At 72.7% G+C, this 15,273-nt stretch carries 32 protein-coding genes and 1 pseudogene; 32 read left to right on the top strand and 1 reads right to left on the bottom strand.

Annotated features, from left to right (window positions below):
• Window positions 1-26: 26 nt before the first annotated feature.
• The 26 genes and pseudogenes from ABT093_RS09935 to ABT093_RS09810 all read left to right on the top strand — a co-directional run bounded on the left by ABT093_RS09935 (window position 27) and on the right by ABT093_RS09810 (window position 10,717).
• Entirely contained in the window at window positions 27-1,064 is a 1,038-nt protein-coding gene (locus ABT093_RS09935) for a hypothetical protein (RefSeq protein ID WP_350562313.1), read from the top strand.
• Window positions 1,061-1,615: a zinc finger domain-containing protein gene (locus tag ABT093_RS09930; RefSeq protein ID WP_350562311.1), complete on the top strand. Its 555-nt coding sequence runs from the start codon at window positions 1,061-1,063 to the stop codon at window positions 1,613-1,615. The genes ABT093_RS09935 and ABT093_RS09930 overlap by 4 nt, the downstream gene beginning before the upstream one ends.
• The gene (locus ABT093_RS09925) at window positions 1,615-1,815 is read left to right on the top strand and encodes a zinc finger domain-containing protein (protein WP_350562309.1); all 201 of its coding nucleotides are present in this window, start codon (window positions 1,615-1,617) and stop codon (window positions 1,813-1,815) included. The genes ABT093_RS09930 and ABT093_RS09925 overlap by 1 nt, the downstream gene beginning before the upstream one ends.
• A 9-nt stretch (window positions 1,816-1,824) precedes the next feature.
• Window positions 1,825-2,118 (top strand): hypothetical protein, encoded by a 294-nt coding sequence (locus tag ABT093_RS09920; protein ID WP_350562307.1) that lies wholly within the window; start codon window positions 1,825-1,827, stop codon window positions 2,116-2,118.
• A gap of 20 nt (window positions 2,119-2,138) precedes the next feature.
• Window positions 2,139-2,390 (top strand): hypothetical protein, encoded by a 252-nt coding sequence (locus ABT093_RS09915; protein WP_350562305.1) that lies wholly within the window; start codon window positions 2,139-2,141, stop codon window positions 2,388-2,390.
• A 33-nt stretch (window positions 2,391-2,423) separates the two neighbouring features.
• The gene (locus ABT093_RS09910) at window positions 2,424-2,813 is read left to right on the top strand and encodes a hypothetical protein (RefSeq protein ID WP_350562303.1); all 390 of its coding nucleotides are present in this window, start codon (window positions 2,424-2,426) and stop codon (window positions 2,811-2,813) included.
• Window positions 2,814-2,821: 8 nt separating this feature from the next.
• Window positions 2,822-3,007 (top strand): hypothetical protein, encoded by a 186-nt coding sequence (locus tag ABT093_RS09905; RefSeq protein WP_350562301.1) that lies wholly within the window; start codon window positions 2,822-2,824, stop codon window positions 3,005-3,007.
• Window positions 3,004-3,249 (top strand): hypothetical protein, encoded by a 246-nt coding sequence (locus ABT093_RS09900; protein WP_350562299.1) that lies wholly within the window; start codon window positions 3,004-3,006, stop codon window positions 3,247-3,249. The genes ABT093_RS09905 and ABT093_RS09900 overlap by 4 nt, the downstream gene beginning before the upstream one ends.
• A complete protein-coding gene (locus ABT093_RS09895; RefSeq protein WP_350562297.1) occupies window positions 3,246-3,575 on the top strand; it encodes a hypothetical protein in 330 nt (109 codons plus the stop codon). Before ABT093_RS09900 ends, ABT093_RS09895 begins: the two co-directional genes overlap by 4 nt.
• 124 nt (window positions 3,576-3,699) lie before the next feature.
• Window positions 3,700-4,011 (top strand): annotated as a pseudogene (locus tag ABT093_RS09890) (DNA methyltransferase); the annotation flags it as partial.
• A 153-nt stretch (window positions 4,012-4,164) separates the two neighbouring features.
• Entirely contained in the window at window positions 4,165-5,091 is a 927-nt protein-coding gene (locus ABT093_RS09885) for a DNA methyltransferase (RefSeq protein ID WP_350562464.1), read from the top strand.
• A gap of 50 nt (window positions 5,092-5,141) precedes the next feature.
• A complete protein-coding gene (locus ABT093_RS09880) occupies window positions 5,142-5,393 on the top strand; it encodes a hypothetical protein (protein WP_350562295.1) in 252 nt (83 codons plus the stop codon).
• Complete coding sequence (locus ABT093_RS09875) at window positions 5,390-5,797, top strand: hypothetical protein (RefSeq protein ID WP_350562293.1); 408 nt, start codon at window positions 5,390-5,392, stop codon at window positions 5,795-5,797. The genes ABT093_RS09880 and ABT093_RS09875 overlap by 4 nt, the downstream gene beginning before the upstream one ends.
• Window positions 5,798-5,807: 10 nt before the next feature.
• Window positions 5,808-6,563, top strand: coding sequence for an SAM-dependent methyltransferase (locus ABT093_RS09870; RefSeq protein WP_350562291.1), 756 nt, complete (start codon window positions 5,808-5,810; stop codon window positions 6,561-6,563).
• Window positions 6,560-6,754, top strand: a complete 195-nt coding sequence (locus ABT093_RS09865) for a hypothetical protein (RefSeq protein ID WP_350562289.1) — start codon at window positions 6,560-6,562, stop codon at window positions 6,752-6,754. The genes ABT093_RS09870 and ABT093_RS09865 overlap by 4 nt, the downstream gene beginning before the upstream one ends.
• A gap of 53 nt (window positions 6,755-6,807) precedes the next feature.
• Window positions 6,808-6,993: a hypothetical protein gene (locus ABT093_RS09860; protein ID WP_350562287.1), complete on the top strand. Its 186-nt coding sequence runs from the start codon at window positions 6,808-6,810 to the stop codon at window positions 6,991-6,993.
• A gap of 106 nt (window positions 6,994-7,099) precedes the next feature.
• Window positions 7,100-7,297, top strand: coding sequence for a hypothetical protein (locus ABT093_RS09855; RefSeq protein ID WP_350562285.1), 198 nt, complete (start codon window positions 7,100-7,102; stop codon window positions 7,295-7,297).
• The gene (locus ABT093_RS09850; protein ID WP_350562283.1) at window positions 7,294-7,461 is read left to right on the top strand and encodes a hypothetical protein; all 168 of its coding nucleotides are present in this window, start codon (window positions 7,294-7,296) and stop codon (window positions 7,459-7,461) included. The genes ABT093_RS09855 and ABT093_RS09850 overlap by 4 nt, the downstream gene beginning before the upstream one ends.
• On the top strand, window positions 7,458-7,619 hold the full coding sequence (locus ABT093_RS09845) for a hypothetical protein (protein WP_350562281.1): 162 nt from the start codon (window positions 7,458-7,460) through the stop codon (window positions 7,617-7,619). The genes ABT093_RS09850 and ABT093_RS09845 overlap by 4 nt, the downstream gene beginning before the upstream one ends.
• Window positions 7,616-7,921 carry a response regulator transcription factor gene (locus ABT093_RS09840; RefSeq protein ID WP_350562279.1) on the top strand — a complete coding sequence of 102 codons (306 nt, stop codon included), beginning with the start codon at window positions 7,616-7,618 and terminating at the stop codon, window positions 7,919-7,921. Before ABT093_RS09845 ends, ABT093_RS09840 begins: the two co-directional genes overlap by 4 nt.
• On the top strand, window positions 7,918-8,730 hold the full coding sequence (locus tag ABT093_RS09835) for a hypothetical protein (protein WP_350562277.1): 813 nt from the start codon (window positions 7,918-7,920) through the stop codon (window positions 8,728-8,730). The genes ABT093_RS09840 and ABT093_RS09835 overlap by 4 nt, the downstream gene beginning before the upstream one ends.
• The gene (locus ABT093_RS09830) at window positions 8,727-8,921 is read left to right on the top strand and encodes a hypothetical protein (protein WP_350562275.1); all 195 of its coding nucleotides are present in this window, start codon (window positions 8,727-8,729) and stop codon (window positions 8,919-8,921) included. Before ABT093_RS09835 ends, ABT093_RS09830 begins: the two co-directional genes overlap by 4 nt.
• Window positions 8,918-9,361, top strand: coding sequence for a Pycsar system effector family protein (locus tag ABT093_RS09825; protein WP_350562273.1), 444 nt, complete (start codon window positions 8,918-8,920; stop codon window positions 9,359-9,361). The genes ABT093_RS09830 and ABT093_RS09825 overlap by 4 nt, the downstream gene beginning before the upstream one ends.
• Before the next feature lie 9 nt (window positions 9,362-9,370).
• Window positions 9,371-9,640 carry a hypothetical protein gene (locus ABT093_RS09820; RefSeq protein WP_350562271.1) on the top strand — a complete coding sequence of 90 codons (270 nt, stop codon included), beginning with the start codon at window positions 9,371-9,373 and terminating at the stop codon, window positions 9,638-9,640.
• Window positions 9,641-9,659: 19 nt separating this feature from the next.
• The gene (locus tag ABT093_RS09815; protein ID WP_350562269.1) at window positions 9,660-9,986 is read left to right on the top strand and encodes a DUF6221 family protein; all 327 of its coding nucleotides are present in this window, start codon (window positions 9,660-9,662) and stop codon (window positions 9,984-9,986) included.
• Window positions 9,987-10,084: 98 nt separating this feature from the next.
• Window positions 10,085-10,717: a hypothetical protein gene (locus ABT093_RS09810; protein WP_350562267.1), complete on the top strand. Its 633-nt coding sequence runs from the start codon at window positions 10,085-10,087 to the stop codon at window positions 10,715-10,717.
• A 96-nt stretch (window positions 10,718-10,813) separates the two neighbouring features.
• Here ABT093_RS09810 and ABT093_RS09805 read toward each other — a convergent pair whose 3' ends face one another.
• Window positions 10,814-11,098: a hypothetical protein gene (locus ABT093_RS09805; protein WP_350562265.1), complete on the bottom strand. Its 285-nt coding sequence runs from the start codon at window positions 11,096-11,098 to the stop codon at window positions 10,814-10,816.
• A 153-nt stretch (window positions 11,099-11,251) separates the two neighbouring features.
• On the opposite strand from ABT093_RS09805, the gene ABT093_RS09800 reads away from it, so the two are divergent.
• The 6 genes from ABT093_RS09800 to ABT093_RS09775 all read left to right on the top strand — a co-directional run bounded on the left by ABT093_RS09800 (window position 11,252) and on the right by ABT093_RS09775 (window position 15,268).
• Window positions 11,252-12,316, top strand: a complete 1,065-nt coding sequence (locus ABT093_RS09800) for a hypothetical protein (RefSeq protein WP_350562263.1) — start codon at window positions 11,252-11,254, stop codon at window positions 12,314-12,316.
• An 84-nt stretch (window positions 12,317-12,400) separates the two neighbouring features.
• Window positions 12,401-12,565: a hypothetical protein gene (locus ABT093_RS09795; protein WP_350562261.1), complete on the top strand. Its 165-nt coding sequence runs from the start codon at window positions 12,401-12,403 to the stop codon at window positions 12,563-12,565.
• 88 nt (window positions 12,566-12,653) lie between these two features.
• Window positions 12,654-13,625: a hypothetical protein gene (locus ABT093_RS09790; RefSeq protein WP_350562259.1), complete on the top strand. Its 972-nt coding sequence runs from the start codon at window positions 12,654-12,656 to the stop codon at window positions 13,623-13,625.
• 15 nt (window positions 13,626-13,640) lie between these two features.
• Window positions 13,641-14,048 (top strand): hypothetical protein, encoded by a 408-nt coding sequence (locus ABT093_RS09785; protein WP_350562257.1) that lies wholly within the window; start codon window positions 13,641-13,643, stop codon window positions 14,046-14,048.
• Between the two features lie 5 nt (window positions 14,049-14,053).
• Window positions 14,054-14,944 (top strand): hypothetical protein, encoded by an 891-nt coding sequence (locus ABT093_RS09780; protein WP_350562255.1) that lies wholly within the window; start codon window positions 14,054-14,056, stop codon window positions 14,942-14,944.
• A 147-nt stretch (window positions 14,945-15,091) separates the two neighbouring features.
• The gene (locus ABT093_RS09775; RefSeq protein WP_350562253.1) at window positions 15,092-15,268 is read left to right on the top strand and encodes a hypothetical protein; all 177 of its coding nucleotides are present in this window, start codon (window positions 15,092-15,094) and stop codon (window positions 15,266-15,268) included.
• The last annotated feature ends 5 nt before the right edge of the window (window positions 15,269-15,273 follow it).

Genomic DNA, 15,273 nt, shown 5'->3' with positions numbered 1-15,273 from the left:
CGCACCAACTGACCGGAGACCAGCACATGCCGTGGTTCAAGATCGACGACGGGTTCCACTGCCACACCAAGGTGTTCGCAGCTGGTACCGCCGCGGTCGGGCTCTACGTCCGGTGCGGGTCCTGGGCGGCCCAGCAGACCAGCGAGGGCATCATCCCCCGCGCGGTGGCCCGGCAGTACGGAACCCCCCGGATGATCAAGGCGCTCGTCGAGGCCGGCCTGTGGCACGAGGCGCCGCACGACTGCGACGCCTGCCGCGAGTGGCACCCGACCATCCCCGCGAACACCTTCCTGATTCACGAGTACCTCGCCTACAACCCCTCGAAGGAGGCGGTTGCGGCGGCTCGGGCGGCCAAGACGGAGCGGCAGAAGCGTTGGCGTGACGGCAAGCGGAAGGGCGCGTCCGACACGAATCCGAACGGCAACTCGCACGAAGTTGACGCGAATCCGAATGAAAAACGGAACGGATTTGGCGGCGATTCTGATGCAAGTTGGGATGCCGAGTCGGAACACGCTAGTGCGCCGGACGCAGAGAACGGGCAGGTCAGCGGCGGTTCCCACTCTGATGTAGACGCGTCTACACGAGCGTCGCGCAATCGCAGAGGAGACGCTGCCCCCATCCCAGCCCGCCCCGTCCCATCCCCTCTACCTCCTACGGAGGTAGAGCTAGCTAGCAAGGCGGCTCGATCCGGCGGCCCGCAGGTCCCCGACTTCGCCCGCGACTTGGTCGACCAGATGACCGCCGCCGGCATGGTTGTCGGCTGGCGCCTCGGCGACACCGAGTGGTTCGCCGTCCACGGCCACATCAAGCGCTGCGGCACCGCCGCGCTGGTCGAGTTCGCCCGCCGCCGCTGGAACCCGGACGACCCGCCGCAGACGGCCCGCTACCTCACCCGGATCTGGTCCGACCTGCCCGACATGCCGCAACCCGAGGCCGGCCTTCCCGCCCTCCGTTCCGTCACCGGCGCCCCGGCCGTGTCCCGCCAGCAGCAGCAGACCGACGACATGTTCACCCGGGCCATGGCCCGCGCGCAGGAGCGTATGCAGCAGAAGGAGTCATCGTGAACGAAGCCGAAGCCGTCGCGCTCGCCCGCTACGTCCACGCCGTGTGCCCGCAGCAGAAGTTCGACGAGTACACCCCCGACGCCTGGAGCGAGGTGCTCGCCGGCTACGAGTTCGCGGACTGCAAGCAGGCCGTGATCGAGATCGCCCGCCGTCAGCCGTGGATCGCCCCGGCCGAGATCATCGACGAGGTCAAGCGCCTGCGGGCCGGCCGCCTGGATTACTTTCAGTACGAGCCCGACCCGGACGAGACCAGCGCCCAGTTCACCCGCAACCTCAAGGCCCAGATCGCTCAGGTGATGGACGGCCACCGGCCGCCAGCCCTGGAGTATGCCGGCACCCCCCGCCCGGTGCTGGAGCTGGCCGCGGGCGTCGGCCACAACGCGCCGACCGCGGACCGGCCACAGACCCGCCTGCGGAGCGCGCTGGACGTCCGCTGCCCCAGGTGCTCTGCGGGCCGCCACAAGCCCTGCACGGCCCCTTCCGGGCGCCGTCTCGCAGGCTTCCACGGATCCCGCCAGGACGCCCTCCACAACGCGCAGGGAGCCGCGTGATGGGCGCCCCGATGCCCGACCACCTCCGGGCCCGCCGCACCCACCCCGAATGGGCCATCCCCTGCCCCGTCCAGCACTGCCGCGCCAAACCCGGCCTGCCCTGCCTCGGCCGCACCACCCACCGCCCCGTCGCCGGCGGCAGCCACCCCACCCGCCTCGACACCTGGCTCGTCCAGCAACACACCCAACCCGCCGCCTAGGAGACCCCGATGAACCCCATCGACATCCGCGACCTCGCCCTCAACCTCAACGAGCTGATCGCTGGACTCGACAGCCACCGCACCCGCGGCCCCCTCCTCGTCACCCGCGACGGCGAACCCGAAGCCGTCATCATCCGCCACAAGGCCTACGCGCCCCGGCTGCACCACTTCGACATCACCCCGCAGAACAAGCTCCGCTGCCTCCTCTGCCCGCCCGACACCGGCGAGTTCGGCGCCCCGCTGCAGCACCTCGGCGAGGCCGTCGAGTGGGCCAACGCCCACTGGCGTGAGACGCACCGCTGACCCGCCCCGAGGAGATCACGATGCGTCGCCGTATCCGCTACACCACCCGGCCCCGACCGGCCATTGCCCTTGTCGACCGCCCGCACCCGGACTGCACGACCTGTGCCGGCCATGGCGGATACCAGGTCCCCGACGTCGACGGCGAGTCCGCCTACGACGAGTACTGCGACTGCTGGCACCCCGACTACCAGCGCGTGTTCCTACCGATCCCCACCGCCCTGGCCCGCCGGCTGCCCGGCTACATCGCCCCGAGCGCCGAGTCCCCCTTCTAGGCCCGCCGCCTGACCATCCACCAGGAGCACCCGATGACCCAGCCCGCAGACCGCATCACCCTCGAAGTCTCCCGTGACGGATGGACCAACAAGCTCCAGCTGAGCATTAACCACCTCAACGCCGCCGGCCGCGGCCTCGGCTACAGGCTCGCCGGCCCGAAGTTCAACGGCAGCAGCACCAGCCTGCTGAAGACCACGCTGGACGAGCGCGACGCCACCGAGATCCGCGGCTACCTCGACGCCGTGTTCCCCCTCACCGAGGACAAGACCCGGCGCGCGGCCTTCCAGGAGGGCATCAGCGGCATCGTCCGCCTGATGTCGGGCCAGCCGAAGGACAGCCCGGAGTTGGCTGGCCTGCAGGCCGCGCTCGTACACCTCCACGCCCTCCGCGAGGGCACCCAGCCCGCCGCCCCGTCTGCCTGAGGACCGCCATGACCCAGCCCACCGGCGCCGACCTCGACGAGCGCGAGCGCCGCCTCCGCGCCGACTTCGAGGACGCCCGACAGACCCTCAACCGCGCCCGCGCCAACCTCGACCGCATCTCCAACGAACTCCGCGACCTCCGCATCGAACGCAACGAGCGGGCCCAGCGCAACACCGAGGAGACCACCCGATGAGCGCCTACCCGCACCGCCTCCGCCTCTACCGCAGCCGCACCGTGCACGCCGCCGAGGCCATCCGCCTCGACGACGGCCAAACCGTCCTCGCCACCGCCTGCGGCGAGCCCGAAGGCCCCCGAGACGATCGCAAGCCCGACAACGCCACCGTCACCTGCCGCACCGACGCTTGCCAGCTCGCCGTCCTGCCGCCCCTCCAGACCGATGCCCACCGCCCCACCACCGAGGAGACCACCCGATGAGCACCCAGCCCCAGCCCCTCGACCTCGACGCCATCCAGGCGCGCTACGACCTGTACGCGAACCTCCACGCGGCCAACGACGGCCGGTTCATCAACTGCCCCTCCCAGGACTCCGCCGAAGACGTGCCCGCCCTGATCGCCCGCGTCCGCCAGCTGGAGGCCGCCATCGCCGCCGTCCGCGCCCTCGACCCGGGCGAGGACTACGACCAGCGGTACAAGCGGTACGAGCAGCTCGACCCCGACCAGTACGGCGAGACCGTCGGCTACGACAAGGCCATCGACAAGGCGGTCCGCACCCTCGACAACGCGCTCAACCCGCACACCTGACGGCCCCGGCGCGCGGACCGGTCCGACCCCGCCCGCGCGCCAGAACCGGCCCCACACACGCCCCGCAGCGCACGCCCGGCACCCGACACCACCAACCAGCCCTACACGTCCCCAGGAGGCCGCTGTGCCGTACTACGAGACCGACACCGTCACCCTCCACCACGGGAACAGCCTCACCGTCCTGCCGACCCTGCCCGACGCGAGCGTGGACGCCGTGATCACCGATCCCCCGTACGAGATCGGCTTCATGGGCCGCGCCTGGGACTCCACCGGCATCGCCTACAACGTCGACCTGTGGCGCGAGTGCCTCCGCGTCCTCAAGCCCGGCGGCCACCTCCTCGCGTTCGGCGCACCCCGCACCTACCACCGCCTCACCGTCGCCATCGAAGACGCTGGCTTCGAGATCCGCGACTCCCTCCACTGGATCTATGGCTCCGGCTTCCCCAAGGGCCAGGACATCGGCAAGCTGATAGACCGTCGGCGAGACGACCGACAGCAGGTACTGCAGGTCACCGCGTGGCTGGCGGCGGCCCGCAACGCCGCGGGTTGGACCAACCGCCAGATCGACGCCCTGTTCGGCACCAACGGCATGGCCGGGCTGTGGACCACTCAGGGCAAAGCCGCGACCGTCCCCCGCCCTGAGCAGTGGAACCGCATCCGGGAGGCCCTCGGCTTCGATGACACCGAGATCCGGCCGCTCGTCGCCGAGCTCAACGCCCGCAAGGGCTCACTCGGGGAAGGCTGGGCCGCCCGTGAGGTCGTCGGTGAAGGGCACCGGGTCCGCTATGAGTCCGACGTACAGCTCGCCCCGCTCAGCACCGGCAGCTACCCACTGACTGCCCCCGCCACCGCCACCGCCCAACACTGGGACGGGTGGAACACCCAGCTGAAGCCCGCGCACGAGCCGATCGTCCTGGCCCGCAAGGGCACCGGCTACGACTCGACCGTGGCGAACGTTCTGCTGCACGGCACCGGCGCTCTCAACATCGACGCCTGCCGGACCGAGGCCGGCCAGGACTACCTGGACAAGTGCGCGTCCGTGGTCGGCCTCGCCTCCAACCGCAACGGAGCCACCCTTGGCGAGTGGACCGGAACGCGTGAGGACTCGTCACACCCGGCCGGCCGCTGGCCCACCAACATCCTCCTCGGCCACACCCCGACCTGCGCCGACCCCGGCTGTGACAGAGGCTGCCCCGTGGCCGAGCTCGGCCAGCAGGCTCGGTTCTTCCCCACCTTCCGGTACGAGGCCAAGGCGCCGGCCTCCGAGCGACCCCGCGGCACCGACGGCACCGTCCACACGACCGTCAAGCCGCTCGCGCTGATGCGCTGGCTCGTCCGGCTTGTCACCCCGCCCAGGGCCGTCGTGCTCGACCCGTTCGCCGGATCCGGCACCACCCTCGAAGCGGCCGTCCTCGAAGGAGCCCGCGCGGTCGGCGTCGAGCAGCACGAACCGTACGCCGCGCTCTGCCGGGCCAGGCTCGACCGCCCGCTCGACCTGCCCCTGTTCACCGCCTGAGCCGCCACGCACACCCGCCACGCCCGCACACAACCCCCAGGAGCCCCGCCATGGACGCCGCGCCCCGCGTCACCGCCACCGGCCGCCGCTACCTCGACCGGTTCGCCAATACCACCGTGCACGTCTACCGCGACCCCGGCCGTCCCGGCAGCGGCGTCTCCCGGCCCGCCCTCGACCGGCTCCTCGCCGACGGGCTCGTCAGCCTCGGCGACTACGTGCCGCTGAAGGGCCGCCCCGTGACCGTCACCGACATCGGGCGCACCGTCCTCGACGCGATCGTCCCCGCCGGGGAGGGCCGGTGACCACCCCGCCCCGCATCGTCGACCTCCACGAGCGCATCGCCCAGGAACTGCTCGCCGCCGCGTACTCCTGCGACGGCACCGACTGCCGAGCCTCCGAGGACGAGTGCGAGGCCGCCCACCCGGTCCGCCGGCCCGCGCCGTGGCGGTACGTCGTCCGGATCGAGGGCAGCCCCGAAGGCCTGGCCGCCGCCATGCTGCCGGTCGTCGAGGCCGAGCTGGCCGCCCGGGACGCCGAGATCGCCCGCCTCCGCGCCGAGCTGGCCGCCGCCCGGAACACCACGCTCACCGAGGCCGCCGAGCTGATCCGCGCCGCTTGCCTCGGCGGGGGTTGCGGCGACTGGGGTCGCTGCACCTGCGACGCCAACGCCGACCTTCTCCTCGCCGCCCGCACCCCGACCAGCTGAGGACCCGCCAGTGACCCGCCTCACCCACCGCTACACCGGCCCGGCCGCGCTGGCCGCCTTCCTCGACCAGGTCCTCGCCGACGCTGCCGGCCGCCCGATCCTCGCCGACTTCTACTGCTGCCAGGGCGGCGCCACCCGCGGCTACCAGGACTACTTCTACGTCCTCGGCATCGACCTCGACGACCAGCCCCGCTACTGCGGCCAGGCCTTCATCCAAGGCGACGCCCTCACCGTTCTCGCCGCCACGGCGGACTGGCTCCGCACCCACGCCGCCGCCGTCCACGGCTCCCCGCCCTGCCAGGGCTACAGCGACGCGCAGGTCCTGCAGGGCAACGACCACCCGATGCTCATCGCCCCCACCTGCGACGCCTTCACCGGGCTGGGCCTGCCGTGGGTGATCGAGAACGTTCCCGGCGCCCGCGGCTACATGACCGAGCCAATCGTCCTGTGCGGCGCCATGTTCGGCCACCGCACCTACCGCGACCGCCTCATCGAAGCCGGCGGCGGCCTCACCCTCCCGCAGCCCCACCACCCCCGCCACGAGCTGCCCATCACCAAGATGGGCCGCCCCCGCCGCGAAGGCGAGATGGCCCACTACGTCGGCAACTTCCCCGGCGTGCAGGAGGCCCGCGACGACCTCGGCGTGCCGTGGATGAACCGCGACGGGATCAGGGAGTCCATCCCGCCGTCGTACGCCCGCTGGATCGGCCAGCAGCTCACCCGCCACCTCGCCGCCCTGCCCGCGCCCGCCGGAGCCGCCGCGTGAGCGCCGAGACGTACCTCGCCATCCGCTGCGACCACCGCGGCGACGACGGCGAGCAGTGCACCACCGAGTGGAGCCACCCGGTGCGTGTCGACACGCACCGGGAACTCCGCCGCCACCTGAAGACCCGCGGCTGGCGGTTCGGCCGCCGCCGCGACCTCTGCCCCGAGCACGCCGCCACTGACGTCCACTGACGCCCGTCAACGGCCGCCCGCACCCCGGGCGGCCCCACCCCGAGGAGACCACCATGCCCGACCAGCAGCTCACCGCTGCCGCCCGCCTCATCCGCGCCGGAGACCCCCGCATCGACGAGAGCCTCCGCGAGCTGATCGCCGTGGTCCTCGACGACGCGACGGCCGCGTTCTACATCGGCGGCGAGTACGAGGCCGCCCTCGCCCTGGCCCGCGAGCTGCTCGGCCAGCCCGCCGAGTGACGCTCGCCCTGCTCGGCGCTGCCGGCCTGTGGCTGGCCGGCAGCGCCCTCACCGCCACCGCCATCTGCCACGGCACACGCCGCAAACACCGCCCCGGAGGCATCAGATGACCGATACGCCGTTCGCCCGCCCGTTCAACCTCCGCCTCTTCGACGGCCGCCACTTCCACGGCGCCGAGTACCCGTCCGGCCGTGTCGTCCTTGACTACCCAGATGAGGGCCTGGGCTTTGCCGCCGCCAGCCTGGCCGCGCTTCTCGCGGAGCTGCCCGGCTCCACCATCGAACGCCCCGAGGACCCGCAGTGACCGCCATGGTGGTGCTGGCCATGTGCGGCCCCTCCGCGGCGGCCGGCACCTGGATGCTCCGCAACGCCGCGCGGACAGCGGCCACCCAGGCTGCCACCGACCGAGCCTTCTGGACCATCGCCCGCCACTACCAGACCACCACCGCCGAGGAGCCCCAGCCGTGATCACCGACCCCGTCACCCTCGACCGCATCGCCGAAAACCAGCAGCTCCGCGCCGAGATCCGCCGAGCCGCCGACCTCATCGAGACCGGCCGCACCGACGAAGCCCTCAACCTGCTCCGCCTCCTCGGCCGCCCGGCCATCGCCGAGGAGCCGCAGTGACCCTCAACGCCCGCCCTGGACAGCTCCTCACCGAGGCTGAGATCGAGGCCCTCCACTACGCCGCCGAGGGCCTCACCGCCGCCCAGACCGCCCGCCGACTCGGCGTCAGCCGCAACGCCATCCTCAACCGAACCGCCGCCGCCCGCACCAAGCTCCGCGCCCGCAGCACCGCCCACGCCATCGTCCTCGCCTACCGCACAGGCCAGCTCGACCTCAACGGCCCGCCGTCCACCCTCACCCAAGCTCGGGCCCTCGCCGACCGGCTCACAGCCGTCCTCGCCACCGCCAGGAGCGCCGCATGACCAGCCATTACCAGCAGCAGCTCGTCGAGCAGTTGCGCGCTGCCGAGGACGAGCTCGGCCAGCGCCGCCGCCAGGTCGCCGAACTTACCGAGCAGCGCGACACGGCCCAGGCCACCCTCGCCCTGCTCCACCAGGGTGAGGAGCCGTACGAGAACGAGCAGGTCATGCCCACCCCCGCGCAGTGGATTTGGCGCTGGAACAGGATCACCCCCGACCGTCGGCTGGAACTGGCGACCCGGGTGCTCGCGGCCGGGGAAGAGGCGTCCACGTGCTTTGTGGAAAACCACCTCAGCCGCCTCGCCGCCCACCGCAACTGTGCCGAGCAGGCCGAGGCCCGCATCGCCGCCATCCGGGCCCTGCACCGACCGGCTCCCTGCGGGAACGCCGGCTGCTCCGGCCAGTGGTGCGTCGGCTGCGACCCCGACGGCCTCGACAACTGCGATGACCATCCCTACCCCTGCGCCACCATCCGCGCCCTCGATGACACCGAGCCCGCACCCTTCCCCGAGCAGCCGATCACGGTGCGGACAATCGGCCACTGGCGGCGTGCCTGCCTGGACTGCCGGCAGCTCGCCCATCCTGGCTGGGACTGCGACCAGGCCACCGAGCAGCGGGCCCGGTACGAGGCGGCGATGGCCGCAGTCCTGGAGCGCTTCGACCGGGAGTCGTCTCATCACCTGGGTGCCGCGTTCACGTGTGATCACCAGGACTCGAAGAAGCTCGGCGCCCGGCCCGGCGACTTGGCGATCATCTGCCAGTGCGGCGCCGAGGTGTTTCCCAGCCCGTTTCCCACCCAGGCCCGGCCGTGACCTGCCCCGACGACCAGTGGGAGCCCGACGACGAGTGGTCGGACGCCCTCTTCACCGACGACGCCGAGTACGACCTCGACCACGGCCCCGTCTACCCGCCGTGGTGGCGCCGCCCCTGGCCCGTCTGGCGCGAGAACACCAGCACGCTCCCCGCCCTCCCCGACATCACCGAGTACGAAGGAGTCGCATGACCAGCACCGACCCCCTCGACCGGCACCTCGCTGCCGTCACCGCCGAGATCACCCGCACCGACACCAAAGCCGCCGCGCTCCTTTCCGCTATCGGCCTGCTCGGCACGGCGCTCGGCGTGATCGTGTCCAGCGGGCACGTCCACGCCGCCGCCACCGTCCTCGCCGCCCTCACCCTCGGCGCCGCGTTCGTGCTCGCCGCACTCGTCATCCGCCCCCGCCTCGGCGCCCGCGACCGCGACCGCGCGTCCTTCCTGCACTGGGCCCAGCTCTCGCCGGACCAGCTCGACGAGGCCCTCGCCAACGACCGGCGACGCGAACGGCTGATCACCCTGTCCGTCCTCTGCCACCACAAGATGCGCCACCTCCGCGCCGCGACCGACGTGACCATCGCCGCCGGCGCCGCCGTAGCCCTCGCCGCAGCACTCACCGCCACCAGGTAGGAGACCGCCATGCCCGACCTGACCGCCCCCACGATCACCGACGAGCAGCGCGAGGCCGCCCTGGAGCAGTGCGCCCGCCTCGTCGCCCACATCCAGGAGATCACCAAGGCCGCCATGCCCGCCCTCCTCGCCGCCACCGAGCAGCTCGGCACCGCCCTCGGCCAGGTCGTCCGGCAGCTTCAGGACGCCGGTCTCCTCGACGCCAACGGCAAGCCCACCCGTCCCGCCGACCGCCCGGCCTGGCAGACCCCCTACGGCCCGCCCGGCCGCCGCCACTGACCAAGGAGACACCGTGATCGTGACCGATCTGCTTGCGTTCCTCCACGGCCAACTCCGCGAGGACGAGCGCATCGCCCGAGCCGCCGAGCCCGTCGTCGACGTTATGTACGGCTGGTGCGACCTGGTCACTGACGAGGTCGAGGTGGAACGCACCCACCACCAGCAGCACCTACCCAATCGCGTGCTGGCCGAGATAGCCGCCAAGCGGCGCATCATCGCCGAGTGCTGCCACATGATCCGTCGAGGTCAGCCCGAGAAGGCTGGGGCGGAGTGGATCCTCCAGGTCCTGGCCATGCCGTATGCCGACCGGCCCGACTACCGGCCCGAGTGGGCACCCGGGGCCTGACCCCGAGCACGACGAAGGGGCGCCCCCGAACCCACCACGGCCAGGGCGCCCCACGCGGTCCGATCACCATACCGCCCAGCACCGTCAGGAGACCGGACATGCTCCCCGCCCCGCACCTCGACCGCCTCCGCACCCAGCTCGGCCAACTCCCCGAGCTCATCACCCTCGCCCACCTCGCACTCCTGCCCGGCTCCGGCCGCCGCGGGGCCCGCGTCTCCGGCGCTACCCGCACCGCACCGCTGCCGTGCCGCCTCGACGTGCTGTCCCTCCTCGGGCCCACCGCGACCGCCGTCCACGACCCCCACGGCGACCAGGACCCGGCCCCCGGCCTCGACCTCCTCACCAGCTGGGCCCGGGTCGTGATCGACGACCGGCAGCGCGCCAACGACTGGTCGGGTTGGGTTCGCCCGGTCGGCCACGACGGCGAGCGCACCGTGTCCGTCGCTGTGAAGGTGCTGCTGCTACACCTGCCCTTCGCCGCCTCCCGGCCGTACGCCCGCGACCTCGCCGAGGAGATCGGCCGCCTCCACGCCCACCTCAACCGGATCACCGGCAGCCCGCTCGCCGGACCCGCCCGCCGGCAGCCCTGCCCCCGCTGCCACCTCCTCACCATCACCACCCGGCCCGACGGCATGCGCGAGTGCTCCTCCCCGGACTGCTGGGCCGTCCTGTCCGAGCAGGAGTACGCCGACCGGGCCGAGCAGGTACTCGGCGAACTCGCCGCAGCGTGATGCGTCGGTGATGCGCGGCGGATGCGCCGCAGGTCAGCGACACAACAACGGCCCCACCCGAGACGCCGGGTGGGGCCGTGATGCGTGGGGGATACGTCAGGACTTCGGAGGCTCGGCAAGGTTGATCTTGAAGCTGACGACGGTGGGCTCACGCAAAGGAGGGACGCCACCAGCTTTGGCGATCCGGCCGACGTGCTGCCGCTCGTACGGCACGATGCGCGCCACCTCGGAGGGGCCGAGGGTGCGGGCCATGAGGACGTCGACGATGCCGTCGTTGAGCGCCTTACGGGCTTCGTCGAGCTTGGTCTCGGCGGCGGTGTAGGCAGCACTGAGCTCGGCGAGCCTGCTACGTGCCGCCTGCTGGTCATCAGTGCTGGTCATGCCCCGATGATGCCACGTCGTGTTCCGACGTCGATAGGGGCGGCGCTTGCATCCTCGTGATGCATCTTGACGTTGCAACTTCATGATGCAAGTATGGGTGAAGAGGGCGCCCCGCGCCACCCCACAGCCCCGATTCCCCGGAGCACACCCACCATGACCACCACGCCGCCCAACTGGGCCCACCGCACCGCCGCCACCATCGGCCGGCACGCCGCCATGGCCCTCGTCCGCACCGCAGCCGCCGCCATGGCCGGCTGGTCCCTCTACGTCGTCGCCCGGCACTACTCGGTCCCGCAGGGCCTCGCCCTTGCCGCCGGCCTCGTCTTCGACGGCGTCGCCTACATGACCCTCCGGCTCGCCTCCGACGCCGTCCGCGCCGGACGGTCCGCCGCCGGCCCGATCGCCGCGACCCTCGGCATGGCCGCCATCTCGATCTACCTGAACCTGGTCCATGCCCGGTTCACCGGCGGCGGCCGCCCTGCCGAGGTCCTCTATGCCTCCCCGGCCGTCGGCCTCCTCGTCGTCAGCACCCTCGCCTGGTCCGCCGAACGCGCCGCAGCCCGAGCCGACCGCGGCGAGACGCCGATGCGTATGCCGGCCTACGGCGCGCTCGGCTGGGTCCTCGCCGGCGGCAAAGCGCTCGAAGCGCTCAAGGACAAGGCCGAGAAGCACGTGACCAGCGGCGCATCCATGCCGCATCAGCCCGCTTCCCCCGTCGGGCGGCGCGACCACCGCGCCCTCCTCCGCGAGCGCTTCGCCGCCATGGACCCCGCCGAGGCCGTCGAGATCGCCGCCTCCAGCCACCCCGACATGAGCCACGCCGAACTCGTCGAGATGCTCGCCACCTACGGCATCACCGTCAACCAGCTCGACGTCGCCCTCATCCTCGGCGAGGCCGCCGTGCCCACCATCACCCTCGACCGCGTTCCCCAGCCCGCAGCCACCCCGGCACCCGCCATTGGCGCCCAGATGCGACCGGATGCGACAGCGCATGCGCCCCAGGTCACCGGCCTGTCGAAGGCCGACGCGATCACGGCCATGGCCCGCCACCTTGGAGGCCTCGACACCCCCGCCGACGCCATTGCCACCGCACTCGCACAGCAGGGCCGCCCCACCGACACCGCCTACATCCGGCACCGCCTGTCCAAGGCTCGCCGCGCAGCGAAGGCCGCCCAGCAGCAGGCCGAGAAGAGCGCTGGCACCGGCTTCTACCCGTGACTGCGCCGGCCCCGCGGCGGGCGCTCGCCGCCGCGCTGCTGGCCGCACCATCCACACCACCCAGACCAGCACCTGGAGACAGCCATGGGCCTCTGGTCCAAGCGCACCAGCCAGACCACCAGCAGCACCACCTTGGTCGGGCGGACGCCCGCCGAGCGCCGCCGCCGCGAGCGCGACATCCGCGTCATCGACAAGGGCACCGCCGCCTGGCTCCGCTCCGGCGGACCCGTCCACCGGAGGGACCGCTGATGGGCCTCCTCCTCATCCTGCTCTGCGCCGGCGCAGATGCCGGTCTTGCCCTGTGGGGCATCCGCGAACTCGCCCGGCGGTGGTCCCGATGACCATCCCCCCGCAGCCCACCGAACCCCCCACCGCCGGCATGCCCACCCCGGAGCCCGAGTGGTGGCGTAAGGGCGGCCCGACCCCCGTACACACCCCCGTCCCGGTCGGCCCCGCCGCCGCGCCCTCGATGGAGGAAGCCGCCGCCGCGTTCTGGGCCCCGGCCGGACGGATCCTGTCCGAGCAGATCCCCCAGATCGCCGAGCAGGTCAGCCAACAGGTCGGCCAACTCCTCACCGAGACCGAGGCCCAGCGCCACGCCCGCCAGCAGGTCGAGTACGAGGCCCTGATCAACTCCCAGCGCACCCTGCGTGACGCCCAGTTCGCCGCCGCCGGCGAAACCACCGAGCAGCGCGCCGAACGCCACCGCGTCGAGAAGATCCTCACCCCCGACCGCCCCGGCCACCGCGAGGACCTCGTCGGCCTGGTCGACCTGCTCGCCGACCGGATCGGCGAGACCCCGGAGGAGCGGGCCGCCCGCCGCCAGGCCGAGCACGAGTTGCAGCGGCAGCGGGCCCGCGCCCGGGAGGACGCCGAGCTGGCCGCCCAGGGGGAGACCCCCGAGCAGCGCACCCGCCGCCACCGCCGCCAGCAGCTCGCCGACCGGCGCGAGGCCCAGGCCCGGGCCCGCCGCCAGCGCCGCCGCGCCGCCCGCGTCGCCGGTCCCACCGACCGCACCAGCCGGTTCCGCCGCTGGTGCACCCTCACCGCGATCAGCGCCATCGGCGGCTACACCATCGGCCTGGTCCCGCTCCTCGCCCCCGGCGGCCCCTGGGTCGGCGGCCTGATCGCCTTCTTCGGCTGGGCCCTGGACCTCCTCACCCGCGACCTCGGCCGCCTGCGCGTCAGCGAGGTCCGCGGACCCGCGCCCCTCGCGCTCCTGGTCCTCCTGCGCGTCCCGGTCGCCTCCGGCCTCGCCGTCGCCCTCGGCCTCGGCCCCGCCATCTCCGCCCTCCCCCTCTACCGCTGAAGGAGCACACCCACCATGAGCAGCCTCATCGCGATGGGCGCCGGCGGCGCCGCCACCGTCACCACCCTCATCCTCTACGCCGGGGTGCGCGGCAAGGGCAAGATCGACATCAAGGACGAGCACGTCCCCTACTGGGCGTTCGGCATCGGCCTCCTGAGCGCCAATGCGGGCACCGCGTTTCAGCAGCTCAGCGGCATCGGCGAGCACCTTGGCGCATCCCTGCAGGGCAACGCTGCGATCGGAGACTGGCAGACCGGCGCGACCGCCGCTCTGCTGACCGTCGCGGTCTTCGGATTCAAACCGAAGCCGTGGCGCGACGCCCTGTGCGGCGCCGTCGCCCCCAGCCTCTACGCCGCCGCTGGCGGATTCTGGGCCGTCCCCGCGAGTGTCTTCAGCGGCCTGATCACCTCGTTCATCGGCTGACCGCGATGACCGAGAAGATCTTCCCCACCGAGAAGCTGATCCCGACCCTGCTCTACCCGGTCACCGGCCTGGCCTCGGGCACGCCCGTCCTCGTCCGCAAGCTGATGGCCCCCCACCACAAGCAGCGAGCCGAGGCCGCCGCGCTCAAGGCCAAACGGGAGAGGATCGCCGCCACCGCCGCCGACGCCGCCGAGGTCGCGTTCGCCAAGAAGTTGATCACCGAGACCGACCCGGTCAAGCGCGCCGCGATCCTCCAGGCCCAGGAGGCCTCGCAGGTGGCGGCCCGCGAGGTCGCCCTGGAGCGCGCCAAGGCCGACCGCAAGGCCGCCCGCAGCAAGCTCGGCGACACCGTCGGCGCCGCCGCCCTGATGCTGATCGTCGGCGGCCCGCTCGTCTGGTCGCTCGCCCGCCCCTGGATCGGGACCGGCATCGGCCTGCTCATCGGCGGATGGTGGATCGCCGCACTCATGCACGCCCCCAACCCCGAGAAGAACCCCACCCCCGCCGACGCGCTGACCGAAGCCGCCCCCGATACCCCCACCGCCCAGCCCGAGACCGAGCCAGACGACGCCGACGAGTGGATCCAGGACTCACCCGACGAAGGCGTCCTCTGGGCCCTCATCCGACACACCGCCAGCCTCACCAAACAGGGCACCGCCGCGCACCTCCAAGCCGTCCTCGACGAGGCCCGCAAGAGGGGCGAGATGACCGACTGGACGGTCGCCGATCTGGTCGAGGAACTCGACTCCTACGGGGTGCCGGTCGCGCCCCAGAAGAAGCTCACGATCGGGGGCCGCGCGATCAACCGCCAGGCGGTCCTCCTGGAGTCCCTCCCCGAGGCCGACCCGGCACCCGCCCCGGCCATCGTCCAGCCGGCCGCCACGAGTGCCGCGTGAGCCCGCTCCCCGGCCGGACCCGCGCCCCACCCCCAGGCGGCCGGTAGGCCGGTAGGAACCGCAGGTCAGAGCCTGCCTACCGCCCCGCCTACCGGCCCCCTACCCCGCTCCCTACCGCCCCCGCCTACCGCCCGAGAGGACCCCGCCATGCCCAACATCGAGCAGCAGATCGAGACCGCCGAGGGCCGCGCCACCGAGCTGCAGCTGGCCTTCGTCGACCACGCCGACGACCCGACCGAGCGCCGCCGGATCGCCGGCCAGCTCGCGGCCATCCGGGCCCGGCTCGCCGAGCTCTACCTGCGCCAGGCCACCCAGGCCGCCTGACCCAC

Origin of the sequence: Kitasatospora sp. NPDC002551, from assembly GCF_040296005.1 — a bacterium.
Classification (GTDB): Bacteria; Actinomycetota; Actinomycetes; order Streptomycetales; family Streptomycetaceae; genus Kitasatospora.
This window is presented reverse-complemented; position numbering and strand designations above follow the sequence as displayed.